This is a genomic window from Flavobacterium sp. CHNK8, from assembly GCF_019774515.1.
GTDB lineage: Bacteria > Bacteroidota > Bacteroidia > Flavobacteriales > Flavobacteriaceae > Flavobacterium > Flavobacterium tiangeerense.
Map to the genome: position 1 here is coordinate 3,029,977 of NZ_CP081492.1, position 15,022 is coordinate 3,044,998.

Annotated in this window: 12 protein-coding genes; 1 reads left to right on the plus strand and 11 read right to left on the minus strand. The window is 33.2% G+C overall.

The features are described from left to right. Positions 1-99: 99 nt before the first annotated feature. The 5 genes from K5V07_RS13190 to K5V07_RS13210 form a co-directional block, all read right to left on the minus strand. Positions 100-525, minus strand: a complete 426-nt coding sequence (locus K5V07_RS13190; RefSeq protein WP_144889552.1) for a CBS domain-containing protein — start codon at positions 523-525, stop codon at positions 100-102. An 86-nt stretch (positions 526-611) separates the two neighbouring features. Beyond that, a complete protein-coding gene (locus tag K5V07_RS13195; RefSeq protein ID WP_221917837.1) occupies positions 612-1,547 on the minus strand; it encodes a carbohydrate kinase family protein in 936 nt (311 codons plus the stop codon). 4 nt (positions 1,548-1,551) lie between these two features. Next, a complete protein-coding gene (locus K5V07_RS13200) occupies positions 1,552-2,727 on the minus strand; it encodes a glycoside hydrolase 100 family protein (protein ID WP_221917838.1) in 1,176 nt (391 codons plus the stop codon). Further along, on the minus strand, positions 2,727-4,091 hold the full coding sequence (locus tag K5V07_RS13205; RefSeq protein ID WP_255577972.1) for an MFS transporter: 1,365 nt from the start codon (positions 4,089-4,091) through the stop codon (positions 2,727-2,729). The genes K5V07_RS13200 and K5V07_RS13205 overlap by 1 nt, the downstream gene beginning before the upstream one ends. 103 nt (positions 4,092-4,194) lie before the next feature. Further along, the gene (locus tag K5V07_RS13210; protein WP_221917840.1) at positions 4,195-6,819 is read right to left on the minus strand and encodes a TonB-dependent receptor domain-containing protein; all 2,625 of its coding nucleotides are present in this window, start codon (positions 6,817-6,819) and stop codon (positions 4,195-4,197) included. 158 nt (positions 6,820-6,977) lie between these two features. Between K5V07_RS13210 and K5V07_RS13215 the strand changes: the two genes are divergently transcribed. Then, complete coding sequence (locus K5V07_RS13215; RefSeq protein WP_144889561.1) at positions 6,978-8,012, plus strand: LacI family DNA-binding transcriptional regulator; 1,035 nt, start codon at positions 6,978-6,980, stop codon at positions 8,010-8,012. Here the strand turns inward: K5V07_RS13215 and queG are convergent. The 6 genes from queG to K5V07_RS13245 all read right to left on the minus strand — a co-directional run bounded on the left by queG (position 8,009) and on the right by K5V07_RS13245 (position 15,017). Then, positions 8,009-8,929 (minus strand): tRNA epoxyqueuosine(34) reductase QueG, encoded by a 921-nt coding sequence (queG, locus tag K5V07_RS13220; protein ID WP_167496924.1) that lies wholly within the window; start codon positions 8,927-8,929, stop codon positions 8,009-8,011. The genes K5V07_RS13215 and queG overlap by 4 nt on opposite strands. Positions 8,930-8,949: 20 nt before the next feature. Then, positions 8,950-9,972, minus strand: coding sequence for a Holliday junction branch migration DNA helicase RuvB (gene ruvB / locus K5V07_RS13225; RefSeq protein WP_221917841.1), 1,023 nt, complete (start codon positions 9,970-9,972; stop codon positions 8,950-8,952). A gap of 90 nt (positions 9,973-10,062) precedes the next feature. After that, positions 10,063-11,859: a cbb3-type cytochrome c oxidase subunit I gene (locus K5V07_RS13230; protein WP_182650639.1), complete on the minus strand. Its 1,797-nt coding sequence runs from the start codon at positions 11,857-11,859 to the stop codon at positions 10,063-10,065. 28 nt (positions 11,860-11,887) lie between these two features. Beyond that, positions 11,888-13,042, minus strand: a complete 1,155-nt coding sequence (locus tag K5V07_RS13235) for a cytochrome c oxidase subunit II (protein ID WP_221917842.1) — start codon at positions 13,040-13,042, stop codon at positions 11,888-11,890. A 19-nt stretch (positions 13,043-13,061) separates the two neighbouring features. After that, positions 13,062-14,444 carry a quinol:cytochrome C oxidoreductase gene (locus tag K5V07_RS13240; RefSeq protein WP_221917843.1) on the minus strand — a complete coding sequence of 461 codons (1,383 nt, stop codon included), beginning with the start codon at positions 14,442-14,444 and terminating at the stop codon, positions 13,062-13,064. A gap of 27 nt (positions 14,445-14,471) precedes the next feature. Further along, positions 14,472-15,017 (minus strand): cytochrome c, encoded by a 546-nt coding sequence (locus tag K5V07_RS13245; protein ID WP_144889573.1) that lies wholly within the window; start codon positions 15,015-15,017, stop codon positions 14,472-14,474. Between the last annotated feature and the right edge of the window lie 5 nt (positions 15,018-15,022).

Below are 15,022 nucleotides of genomic sequence, written 5' to 3' on the forward strand. Positions count from 1 at the left end.
TTTTATACTATTCTTTTCCAATTTTGGGCTAATTTATTAACTTAGAAACAAAAATAGCCGCATATAAATGCAGCTATTTCTTTATTATAAAATATTAATTTACTGTGTAATATAAGTGTTTAAATGCTGTATGGTATCTTTTTGCAACTCTATTATTGCTTTTACAACATCACTTATGGATATAATTCCTATTACAATATCATTCTCTAAAACGGGCAGGTGACGCACTCTTTTTGTACTCATTAATTCCATACAAAAATCCAAATTATCTGTTGGTTTTACGGTCACCACATTCGTCTCCATAATTTCATGAACCAATGTTTTCTTTGAGGATTTAGCTTTTAAAACAATTTTCCTTGCATAATCCCGCTCTGATAAAACTCCTTTTAGTTCTGTATCTTCAATAATGAGGATGGCTCCAATGTTTTTTTCACTCATAATGGTCAGAGCTTCGTAGACTGTATGGGTTGATAGTATAGAGAATACCTCTTTCCCCTTTGTGCTTAAAATTTGGTTTACTGTCATAATCAATTCATTTAGTGAATGATAAAGTTATAAAAAATAAACATAAAAGGATATAAATTGCAATAAGAATATCTTTGCGCAATTAGCTAATCTAATTCTATAAATGAACCAATATCAACATTAGTAGGAAGTCTACCGACATTTTGCAATTTCAGAACTGCAAGTTTTTGAGCTATCGTAATAGTATCATTAAAATTTTTATTCAAAAGTTGCGCATATAAAAAGCCTGTCCAAAATGCATCACCAGCACCCGTGGCATCTTTTATCTCTATAACTGGAATTGATTCTTGATGAAAAAGTCCAAACTCTTTGTCTGATAAAACCACTCCTTCTTTTCCTTTTGTCAAGCAAATTGTTGAAGCACCTAGGTTATGAAAATATTCAAAAATAAAATCTTCGGTTTTTGCTTCTGAAAACAACCTGTAGCAGTCGTCTTCACTTAGTTTTACTAATGGATCCGTAGCTAAATACTCTTTCAACACCGATTTAGCTTCCTCTCTATCCTTCCAAATTCGTTCCGAAAAATTAATATCGATACTTGTCTTTAGCCCCAATTGCTTCGCTCTTTTAGCACTTTCAAGAATGGTGGTACGAGCAGGTTCTTTACTTAATGCGAAACAAGTTGTATGAAAAATTTTAGCACTTTCAAGTAAATCATCTGTAATCTGGCTCGGGTCAATTTGAGAATCAGCTTCTCTAAAAGGAATAAAATCAGGGGTTCCCGTAGATTTAGATACAAATATTACCGAAGTTGGCTTATCATCAATTTTTTTAACGTAGGAAGTAATGACATTATTAGCCTTCAATTTACGAACGATATACTCTCCTAATCCATCTTGACCACAAGTGGCTACTAAAGCTGATTTCAAACCTAATCTTGTTGCATTAACAGCAACATTTGTAGGGGATCCACCTAAAAATCGATGAAAATCTTTAGTTCTATTTATTGAAGTGTCAATTTGATGACCTATAAAATCAATAACAACTTCTCCAATACAAATTATATCAATAGATTTTTTCATTTTTTTAAACTAAATATTTAAAATCACTGTAAATACTTTGATGCAACATTACGGTTGCAGCTGCGCTCCATGTGCAATACAAAACCCCATTAGCCAATTGGGTTTTACTATTGAAATTTTCGTAAAAACTATAATTATCAATTTTATTAATAGCATTTATAGCTTGAAGTATTTCAATAGCTTCTTCTTTTTTTGCTGAAGATATCAAGGCGAGTCCATAAAAACCATTAACCATAGACCAACTTCCCCCATTATGAAATTCGTTTGGAAAGTTCCTAAATTCGTATTTATAATTATTTTTCAGCAAGTTCCAGTCCGCATCATTCTCTTTTATTGGTGGCCAGAAAGCAGGTAGCAACTTCAATGGCATTTTATTTTTCAAGCCTAATGAATAAGACACTACATCTTCTTGAAGTGCAGGTGTTCCAATCTTTAAGAGTAGTACTAAGGAATTTGCAAAAGCATCAAACTGCATCTTATAACCTGCTGGCGAAAACGAACAAGGCATGAAATTTTGAATATTAGCTTCCTTGTATGCCCTTTCATGGTATTTCTCTCCAACTGAGTTTGGACAAAAATTAATTACTAACTGTTGCGTTATTTGTTCAATTTTACTTGATATCAAATCACTTTTGCAAAAATAATTATAACTTCTTAGAGCCCATACTCTCAATAATTGATCATACAGCACATACCCATCTGTTATGTATTCATCAGCCCAATTACCAGAAAGAGGGACGTAAAGCAAATGTTTATTATTAAACTCCCAAGCTTCTAAAAGCTGTAAACACTTTTGAATATTACTCTCATATTTTTGAATGAATGCGTGGTCCTTTTTATAAAAAGCGAATTGACAAACACCAATAACAAACCATGTCACTGCATCAACTCTACCTGCTAAACCTCCATAACTCACTTCTACAACATCTCCATCTATCATTACATTTGAAGGAATTGTACCGTTATGATGCTGATTTTTTGCTAACGTTTCTAATGTATTAGCAAAAGTCTCAATCAATTTTTCATCGGCAGAGGCTAATGCTGCTAAACCACAAATAACTCCATCTCTAGCCCAAACTCTTTTGTAATTTGAAATGTTTTGAGCACTTGCTAAAAATCCTTCTTTAGACGAAGCATTATGTAATAGTTCAATTGCTTTTTTATAATCTATATTTTCCATTATACTATAGCTTCTTTTCGGTTTTTAACAGTTATAAAAAGAGTGAAAATTGCTCCTAAAATTAAAAAAACACCTGCTAGTTTAATCACATTTAATGGATTCCTTCCTAATAAATCATACACAAAGTATTGCATGGTCAAGACTTGAATCGCCATTGGTATAACAATAAACATGTTAAAAATCCCCATATAGATGCCCGTTTTATCTTTTGGAATAGAACCAGCCAAAAGCTGATAAGGCATAGCCATCATAGAAGCCCAAGAAATCCCTAAACCAAATGAGTATAAAAAGATGGTTGTTACGGCTACGTTTTCTCCAAACGGATTGTGCATTACAAATAGAACATCTACATTGTTTAAAAATGGAATACTCAATAAACCTATTCCGCCCAATAATAAAGCGAAAAAATGAACTCCTTTTGCCCCGATTTTAAGTGCTAATGGAACCAATAAAAAAGCAACCATAAAACAAATGATATTATAAGTTCCATTTAAACTGCCAGTCAACAATTGAGCTTGAGAAAACCCTTGTGATGCTTGGTCTGTAGTCTTAAAAATAGAAATTGAAAGTGTGGATGTGATGTATTGCCAGTAACAAAACATGGCGTACCAAGTAAAGAATTTAACCGGTATTAATTGTTTCATTGTTAAGGGCATTGTTTGGAAAGCCATTACAATGTCAACAAAAACCGTTTTGAAAATATTTTGATTCTTCTTTTCATTAATTACTGCTAACTCATCTTCAGTGGGTGGATATTCTTTTGTTGTAAAAACTGAAATCAAAACCGAAACAATAGAAGCAAATGCTCCAATGAAAAAAGCCCAATAAGTATAGGTTGGAATTCCATTTGATAATTTATCCGTAATTGCTAAAATCCCTAATGCCACTAAAATAGCAGGGGTAAAATTAGCCAATGTTATGCCTAATCCCGTAAAGAAACTTTGCATCAAAAAACCTAATGATTGTTGTTTTTGATCTAATTTGTCGGCTACAAAGGCACGATATGGCTCCATGGCCAAATTATTTGCAGCATCTAAAATCCACAGCAAACTTGCTGCCATAAAAATAGAATTAGAAAAAGGCATTACCAGCAATGCAAAACTTGAGATTAAAGCTCCAATAAGGAAAAATGGTTTTCGGCGACCAAATTTTGGTGACCAAGTGCCGTCACTAATCGCTCCAACAATAGGCTGAATTATCAAACCGGTAATAGGACCAGCAAGCCATAACATCGGTAAGCTACCTTCATCAGCTCCTAGATATTTATAAATTGCACTCATGTTACTTTGTTGCAACCCGAAACTGAATTGAATTCCAAAGAACCCAAAATTCATGTTCCATATTTGCCAAAAATTAAGTTTCACCTTTTTAAACATGCTCCTATTCTTGTTTTAAATTAAAAAAAACAACTCCTACATTGAAAAATATAGGAATTGTCTAATCACTAATTAATCATGAAACATTTCATTAAAATCTATATGACAAAGCCATAGAAATTGATCTTCCAGTCAATGACCTGGCTCTTAAATAGTTTACTGTATTCTCAGTTATACTTCCTTCTTCTGCCTCTGTAATTGCTAATGAGTTGAAAATGTTATTACCCGATAGATTCACTGATAAACCTTTTGTCAAACCAACTTCTACAAAACCATTTACAATTACAAAACCATTCATTACAAGTTGATTCGAATCTTGAGCAAAAGCTTTAGTCTGACCAATAAAACTTAGACCTAAAGTATTTTTCTTATCCATAAATTTAAACGTTGGCATTACACCATACATCAATTTAGGCTGTCTTCTTGGCTCATTTCCTTTATCTGCACCTGATGTTATTTCCGCTTTAGTATACGTCATTGAACCTCTAAGGTTTAAATTATCTGATAAATCATATGCTGACTCAAGCTCTAAACCTAAAGATTTGTAATTATTTTGTCTAATCACATTTGCACCAGCCTCATAACCTGCTTGCTCATCAGTTTTAGAACTAAAAGCTGTTGCATAAACATATCCTTTATTAAATTTTTGTTTGTATCCAATTTCTGATTGCATTAAAAAATCCAAAGCGTTGATTTTATCTCCATCTAAATAATCCAAGCCATTAAATAAAATTCTATCAGCCTTTGCAGATGCACCTCTACTAACTCTAGCAAATATTGATTGTTTCGCATTTAACAAATAGTTCCCTCCTAACGTGTATGAAAAATAGTCGTAAGTATAATTAACTGGAGTATCATTTGCAGTATTCACAGCAAAGACATTGTTCTCCGGTGCTGATAATATTCCGTCATTATTGATATCGTAACTTGTTGCTGTCCCGCCTGTAAAAGAACCAGTAACTTTTCCGTTATCATATCGTACCCCACCTTCAAAAGATAAGTTTTTAGATAAATCAAATGAAACATTTACGTAAGGTGCAGATACGTTATACTGTGTATCGTAATTTCTAGCTAAATTACCCCAAGCAGGAGTTCCATAAGCATAGAGTCCGTTTTCAGATAATAGATTTCCGTTAACATCCTTTACATTAATTAAACGCGGATTATTGTCTGATACTTCTTGTAAGTAAGAGTTCCATAACCAAGACATTGAAACATTTTGCATCGATTTGAAAAATCCAAAAGTGACACCTAAGTTATCTATTTTCTTTGTCAATCTCAAATCATTCATAAAATTACTCATGTCGTTCAACTGTGTGTCAAACATATGAACTCTAGCAACTAATCCATTTGGAGTATTAAAAGCTGTCCCATCATTTGCATAACTTAGCGTAGAACCTGCACCAAAAGAATTTGCAATAGCTGCGGCCGTTCCTAATTCAGCAGGAAAAGGAGATATAAAGCCACCACTGTTAGCAGAGTAACGTAAATTGTCCGAAACTTTCCAATTATTATCTAAATCAAAAGTAGCATTTGCACCTATGGATTTTGAAATAGGGTGCATTCCATTAGCAACTTTTTCTCTTCTTACATTTCCTTCTGTCCCAAGTCCTACATTATGATTTAAATAAATAGATTGCATGGCACCTCTTGTAGCATCATAGCCATCTACGCTCGTCCACTTTGGATTAGCATTTGTTCCAGTAACCTGAACAGGCATTGGCATATATGCTACTGCTCTATCATTTAAAAATTTAGCATAAACCGTTACTGATCCTTTTTCAAACTCTTTTGTAATATTGAATTTTACTTGGCCACCATTATTGCTATTAAAACCCGTTTTTCTAACGCCTTCACCTGTTCTATAAAAACCACCTACATGAAAATACAATCCATCACCTATTTTAGCCCCGTAATCAATATCTGTTCTGAAATTTTCATAATCTAGTCCAAAAGTAGTACTCATAGTTCCTCCTTCAGTTTTCCCAGTTTTACTAATGAAATTGATAATTCCTCCAGGAGAATTGGAAGATAATGTTGAAGCTGAACCTCCACGAATAGCCTCAATTCTGGCTACATTACCATCAAATCTTGTAAAGATATCAGCCGTTGCAAAAGCAATATCTCCAAATAATAATACCGGAAGGCCATCTTCTTGAATTTGCAAATATTTAGAACCTCCAGATGATATTGGCACACCACGAACTGATATATTAGAATTTCCTTCTCCTCCGGATGACTCTGAACGTATTCCTGGAATTGTTCTAAAAATCTCAGCAGTAGATCTTGGTGCAGACTGCTCTATTTCTTTTGTATTTATCGAAGTAATAGAAACACTAGATTTAATTTTTGTTCTAGGATTAACTACACCTGTAATAATAACATCATCAAGCACATTATTATCTTCGGTTAAAGTTATATTCTTAATCACATTACCATTTACTTCTATTTTAAACATAACATTTTTATATCCAATGTATGAAGCAATAAAATCAAAAGTTCCATTTTTAAGATTTGAAAAATTATATTTTCCATCGATATCTGTAACAACTGACTTTGAGGAATCTTTAATTAAAATATTAACACCTGGTATTGGTGCTCCATTAACATCCGAAACAACTCCTGTAACGGTCGAATTTTGTGCAAAAGAAAGATTAAATAGTAGCAATGCTACAATAACCCCTATTTGCCTGATGAATGAAATAGACTTTTTCATGGTTTTAAAATAAATTAGTTAATAAATTTTAGTTGGTTTAATTATCAAATGTATAATTATAAAGAAACAAAATAACGAATCACACAAACGAAAACGTTTTCGAATTACCGAAAACGTTTTCGATTTGATATAAACAAATATTTCACCATATTTGTTTAATGAAAGAAGCTACTCTTAAAGAAATTGCAGAAAAATTGGGCATATCCATCACAACTGTTTCTAAAGCATTAAAAGACTATCCAGACGTTAGTTTAAAGACAAAAGAAGCAGTTATTTCATTAGCAAAAGAACTCAACTACAGTCCAAATTCTTTTGCTGTCAATCTAAGAACAAAAGAATCAAAAACCATTGGTTTAATAATTCCGGAAATTGTTCATCATTTTTTTTCAAATGTAATAAACGGGATTGTTGCTGAGGCTGAAAAAAATGGCTATCTAGTCATCATTCTGCAGTCAAATGAATCTTTAGAATTAGAAAAAAAACAAGTTGCTTTGCTTATCAATAAAAGAGTTGATGGAATAATTATTTCACTCTCAAATGAATCAAACGATGACAGCCATCTTATGGAAATTATAGCACGTAAGATACCATTTGTACAATTTGATAAAATTGCAAAGTTGATTCACAGTTCAAAGGTTGTTATTAATGATCAAATTGCAGCCAGAAATGCGGTTCAACATTTAATAGACAACGGATACCGAAAAATTGCACATATAAGAGGGCCTTTAAATCCTCAAAATGCCATTGACCGTTTTATTGGTTATAAAAAAGCATTAGAAATAAACAACATCCCCTTTGATCCTTCTTTAGTGTATACTTGTGAAAAAGTAACTTTTCAAGAAGGAATAGATTTCGCAAAACAAATTATGGCTGACCATCCTGATGTTGATGGAATATTTGCCATTACAGATCTTGTAGCTGTAGGAGTACTTTCTTATTTTAATGATATAGGAATAAAAATTCCAGAACAAGTTGCCGTAATTGGGTTTAGTAATTGGTTTATGTCTCAGGTACTAACTCCTAAACTTAGTACTGTTGATCAACCTAGCCATGAAATGGGAGTAACATCTTTTAAATTATTATTAGAAGAAATGAATTGCCACAAAAAAGAAATTCCTTTTTCGCCTAGAACTATTGAACTCGAAACAAAAGTTATTGCAAGAGAGTCTACTTTTAAAAAAAATAATATCTAATATAAAAAATCAATATTTCTTTTTATTCCTTCAAACTTTGTACGTTTAATAGGAGAATTTTTGAAAACAACTTTAAATGTTTCTTCTGTAATTTCTATCCAATCTTTTTTAGACATCGCCAATACATCTGGATTTGGATTAAAAAGAGGTTCACTATGTGGCTTTGAAAATTTATTCCAAGGACAAACGTCTTGACACACATCACAACCAAAAGCCCAGTCATTAAACATTCCTTTAAACTCCGTCGGGATATTCTCTTTTAATTCAATTGTAAAATAGGATATACATTTACTTCCATCAACTACATAAGGAGCTACAATAGCATTAGTGGGACAACTATCAATACATGCAGTGCAGGCACCACAATGATCTGTAGTGGGCGAATCATACTCTAATTCTAAATCTATTATTAACTCGGCAATGAAATAAAAGGAACCTACTTTTTTAGTCAATAGGTTACTGTTTTTTCCTATCCAACCTAAGCCACTTTTAGCTGCCCAAGCCTTATCTAAAACAGGAGCTGAATCTACAAAAGCACGTCCAGAAACGGCACCAATATTAGTTTGAATCGAATGAATAAGCTCTCTCAATTTTCCTTTTATGACGTCATGGTAATCAATACCATAGGCATATTTCGAAATTTTAAAACTCTCTTGGTTTTGAAATTCACTCGGATAATAGTTAAGTAATAATGAGACAACACTTTTTGAATCTTCAACAAGAAGAGTAGGATCTAATCTTTTATCAAAATTATTTTCCATGTAAGCCATCTTTCCATGATGGTTTAAATTTAGCCATTTTTCTAGACGTGGAGCTTCTGTCTCTAGAAACTCAGCTTTAGAAATACCGCAGGACATGAAACCAAGCCTAGAAGCCTCGTCCTTAATAAAATTTGTATAATTCGATCTAGTTTGAATAATTGTAATTTTGAAGAATTCTAAAATAAACCACCCTGAATATTCGTTTTAATTTTACCCAAATGTCTATACGCTTTATCAGTAACCTCTCTACCTCTTGGAGTCCTCATAATGAAACCTTCTTGAATTAAAAAAGGTTCATAAACCTCCTCTATAGTTTCACTACTCTCTGAAACTGCAGTTGCCAGAGTACTCAAACCAACAGGACCTCCTTTAAATTTATCAATAATGGTATTCAAAATTTTATTATCCATTTCATCTAGTCCAAAAGCATCTACATTCAATGCTTGTAAAGCATAACGCGCGATTTCAATATCAATTGAACCATTTCCTTTTATCTGAGCAAAATCACGTACACGTCTAAGCAAAGCATTGGCTATACGGGGTGTACCTCTACTCCTACCTGCAATTTCAATAGCCGCTTCCATAGAAATTGGCATTTTAAAAATTGCAGCACTTCTTTCAACAATAGTAGTAAGCAATTCTGTAGTGTAATATTGCAAACGAGAGGATATTCCAAATCTAGCCCTCATAGGTGCCGTAAGCAGCCCAGAACGGGTAGTTGCACCAATAAGGGTAAAAGGATTCAAATTGATCTGTACCGTGCGCGCATTGGGCCCAGATTCAATCATAATATCAATTTTAAAATCTTCCATTGCAGAGTATAAATACTCTTCAACAATTGGAGAAAGCCTGTGAATTTCGTCGATAAAAAGTACATCACGTTCCTCTAGATTTGTAAGCAAACCAGCAAGGTCTCCTGGCTTATCAAGTACAGGTCCAGAAGTTATTTTTATACCAACTTGTAGTTCATTAGCAAGTATATTGGCAAGAGTCGTTTTTCCAAGTCCCGGAGGACCGTGAAAAAGAGTGTGATCAAGAGCTTCATTTCTTTGGTTGGCTGCCTGAACAAAAACCTTTAGATTTTCTAAAACTTGATCTTGTCCAGCAAAATCATCAAAAGATAGAGGACGAAGCTTTCTTTCTATATCGAAATCTTCAAGATTATAATTATTTGCAGTAGGATCTAGATTCTCATTCATAATACAAAGATAATAAAGAGGACCATTGAGAATACACTTCACCAAATAAAATGAACAAAAAAAAGCCCCTACAGAGTAGAGGCTTAAATTTTAGTGATGAAGAACCTGTTCTCCAGGTTTCATTGGTACATTTTGTGGTACGAAATCCTCTTCATGATTAGGATTACTGTAGTCATATGGCCAACGGTGAACTTCAGGAATCTCACCTGGCCAGTTACCGTGGATATGTTCAACTGGAGCAGTCCATTCTAATGTATTAGATTTCCATGGATTCATTACAGATTTTTTACCGTAAAATATACTACTGAAGAAATTGTATAAGAAAATCAATTGAAAAGCACCACCTATAAGAGCAAACGTTGTAATTAAAACATTCACGTTTTGTAAGTCATCAAATAAAGGGAAGTTAGTATTAGTATAATAACGTCTTGGTAAACCAGCTAAACCGATAAAATGCATAGGGAAAAATACACCATAAGCACAAATAGCAGTAACCCAGAAGTGAATATAACCTAAGTTCTTATTCAACATTCTTCCAAACATTCTTGGAAACCAATGATAAATACCAGCAAACATTCCGTAAAGAGCACTAATACCCATTACTAAGTGAAAGTGAGCTACTACAAAGTAAGTATCGTGAACGTTAATATCTAGCGTACTATCTCCTAAAATAATACCAGTTAAACCACCAGTAATAAAAGTTGACACCAACCCTATTGAAAATAACATAGCAGGATTAAGCTGTAAGTTACCTTTCCACAAGGTAGTAATATAATTAAATGCCTTAACAGCAGATGGAATTGCAATCAAAAGAGTTGTAAAAGTAAACACAGAACCTAGGAAAGGATTCATCCCTGAGATAAACATGTGGTGACCCCAAACTATTGTCGATAAGAAAGCAATTGCAAGAATTGACATAATCATCGCTCTGTAACCAAAAATTGGTTTACGTGAATTTGTTGCAATAACTTCAGATGTAATACCTAAAGCAGGTAATAAAACGATATAAACTTCAGGATGTCCTAAAAACCAAAACAAGTGCTCAAATAAAACTGGAGAACCTCCTTGGTAATGCAATACTTCACCAGCAATGTATATATCAGATAAGAAGAAAGAAGTACCGAAACTTCTATCAAAAATTAACAACAAAGCAGCTGACAAAAGTACTGGAAAGGAAACAATACCAATAATAGCGGTAACAAAGAATGCCCAGATAGTCAAAGGCAACCTTGTCATAGTCATACCTTTAGTTCTTAAGTTAATAACCGTAACAACATAATTTAAAGACCCCATCAAAGACGAAGCAATAAACAATGCCATAGAAACTAACCAAAGTGTCATACCCATACCAGAACCAGGAATAGCTTGTGGTAAAGCACTTAATGGCGGATAAATTGTCCATCCAGATGATGCTGGACCAGCTTCAACAAACAAAGAAGAAATCATTACAATACTAGAAACAAAAAACAGCCAGTAAGAAACCATGTTCATGAAACCAGATGCCATATCTCTTGCACCAATTTGAAGTGGTATAAGAAGGTTACTAAAAGTTCCACTTAGCGCGGCGGTTAATACAAAGAAAACCATTATGGTTCCGTGTATGGTAACAAGAGCTAGGTAAATATCATTTGCCATAACTCCATTAGGAGCAAATTTATCACCTAATAAAATATTAAATATTTTAAAAGATTCTTCTGGCCATGCTAGTTGCATTCTAAATAACATCGACATACCAACACCAATGATACCCATAATAATACCTGTTATCAAGTACTGCTTGGCAATCATTTTGTGATCTATACTAAAAATATATTTAGTAATAAAAGTGTCTTTGTGGTGGTGTTCGTGTTCGTGATCTATAGCGTGATCGTGACCTTCTGCTGACATATATTTATACTTTAAATTTTCTTAATAATTATTTAGCTGCCATTACAGCAACATCATCTTTTTTTGCACTACTACTGTCAATTGATTTTGCATCACCAGTTGCAGCTGGAGCAGCTAATGAAGCTTTAACTTCATTTACTACTGTTGCTTTACCTTTTAACCACGCTTGATAATCCTCTGGAGTATCAACAATAATCTTCATTTGCATATTGTAATGTGATGCACCACAAATTTTATTACATAATAGAAGATAATCAAAAGTGTATGGATCAAGCGCTGGTTCACCTTTGGCAACTAATGCCTCACTTTTCTTAGCTCTCAAAGCATTAATATTAGCAACTTTTTCTACCATAAAAGGTAATTCTCTGTACTCTGCAGTCGTATAAATAGGCTCAAAAGCAAATTGTGTAACCATACCAGGAACGCAATTCATTTGAGCTCTAAAATGTGGCATGTAAGCAGAGTGTAATACATCTTGAGATCTCATTTTAAAAAGAATCTTTTTCCCCTTAGGAATATGCAATTCAGTAACTACGATATCATCTTGTGAATAAGGATCTGCTAAGTCAATTCCTACAGCATTTACACCCTCTATATATCGAACATTAGCTTTCCCAAGAACGTTATCTTCACCTGAATATCTTGCTTTCCAGTTAAATTGCTGTGCATAAAGCTCAATAACAACTGTATCTTCGTCCTCATCAACAAACATTATATTTGTCCACGCATACAATCCATACAAAATTAAACCAGCAAGAACTACGGCAGGAATGATACTCCATACAGCCTCTAACTTATTATTATCAGCAAAAAACAAAGCTTTTTGACCTTCTTTACCTCTATATTTAAAAGCAAAATAATGAACTAAAACCTGTGTAATAGCTTGAACAATAAATATAAGTATCCAAGTAATGTTCATTAAATTATCAACTTGACCACCATGTGCTGAAGCAGGAGTATGCAGTACTAAAGGACCCCATTTTATTAAACCGTAAATGGTGAAAATATAGATAAAAGCCAAGAAACCAAACATTAAATAACCTTGAATATTGTTATCTTTATCAGTTGCGATTTCTGAATTATCTGAATTAGATCCAACTTGCGTTAGGTCGAAGATTTTAGTCAATTGCCATAAAGCAATAGCTAATAAAACTAAAACTATAATTACTAACAAACTTGTCATCTGTTTTTTTCTTTAAAAATTAATAATGAAAATGTTTACTTTCCTCAATAAACGGATTTCTTTTTGCTAGCAGAGGGGATTTAGATAAAGCAGTGAACACTACATAAATAAACAAACCAAGGAAGAAAAGGATTGAAGCTATTTCAGATACACCTATAAACCAACTGTCACCAACCGTACCTGGCATAATCATATTGAAAAAATCTAAATAATGACCCATTAATATAATAACACCAGCCATAACAATTACCCAAGAAATTCTCTTGAAATCTGTATTGATAAGTATTAACAATGGGAACAAGAAATTCATAACTACCGCTCCAAAGAATGGCAAATTGTATAATTGAATTCTAGTTATAAAATAAGTTACCTCCTCAGGAATGTTAGCATACCAGATTAACATAAACTGTGAGAACCACAAGTATGTCCAAAAAACACTTAGACCGAACATAAATTTAGCTAAATCGTGTATATGGCTATTATTAACAAATTCTAAATAACCTCTTGACTTTAAATATAAAGTCACTAAAGCTATTGTAGTAACACCACTAACAAAGAAACTTGCAAAAACATACCAACCAAACAAAGTACTAAACCAGTGTGGATCTATTGACATAATCCAGTCCCAAGACATAATAGATTCAGAAACAATGAAGAAAACAAGAAACATTGCTGAAAGCTTAAAGTTTTTCTTGTACAACAAATCATCTGAAGCCTCATCTTGTGCAAGACAATTTTTTCTAGAATAAAATTGATATAGACACCAACCTGTCAAAAAGATAGCTGCTCTAACAATCCAAAAAGGGAAATTTAAAAAACTTGTTTTATTAGCAATTAATTTGTCCGTAGCAACGACTTCAGGGTCTAACCATATAAACATATGATTAAAATGTAAACCACATAAGATTAGCAAAACAAAGAAAATAGCAGCTCCCACAGGTAAATAAGATGTAATACCTTGCATAACTCTGAAGAGAACAGGAGACCAACCCGCTTGTGCCACTTGTTGGATTGCATAAAAAACTAAAACACCTAATGACACAAGCATAAAAAATATACAGGCAACATACAAAGCAGACCATGGTTTATTTTGCAATTGATGCAATACATGATTTAAATGTTCAGTGTGTTCATCATCAGATGAAACTTCATGTTTTGGTGAAGAAGACTTCGCTTCAGCATGATTTTCCTCTGTTGAACCATGCGCTTCATGAGAATTTGATTCACTTGAACTTCCATGTTCTTTTTGAACAGCGTGTGTACCATGACTATCAGCAGCAAGAATTTCTTCAACTTCTTTAATATCTTTTGGTGCAGTGTAAAAACCATAACCTATACCTAATAAACCAATGGCCATTAAGACAAAAGAAATAGTTTTTAATTTACTTGAAAATGTATACATATCTATTACGATCAGTTTGTTCAACAATTATAATTCACTTTTTAATTTCAGAACATAGTCAGTAACTAACCAACGCTCTTGGGGACTCAACTGATTTGCATGTGAACCCATTGAATTCAAACCATAAGTTATAACATGAAATATACTACCCTCAGTAATAACTCTGTCTTTATAACTAGGTACACCTAGGAATTTTTCACGCTCAACTAATTTACCCTTACCGTTACCAGATGCACCATGGCAACTAATACAATAAATTTCAAATAGTGCTTTACCTTTCTCAAGATCTCTACCTAAAGAATCAAGAGGAGATTTCAAATTTGCTTTAGCCAATTCATAACCAGCTGTAGTATTTTCATACTCATAAGGTACAAAACCTCTATTCAATGAACCTTTTGCAGGTAATTGTGCTTCTTGACCATTTTTAAACGCATCAGACTCTGAATAGGTCTCATAACCTAAAGACTCATACATATTTGGAAAATACTGATAGTTCGGTGCCTTATTATCATGGCAAGATGAAACTAAAATTACGATACCAAATAATAGTGCTATTTTATATATGCTTTTCATAACTA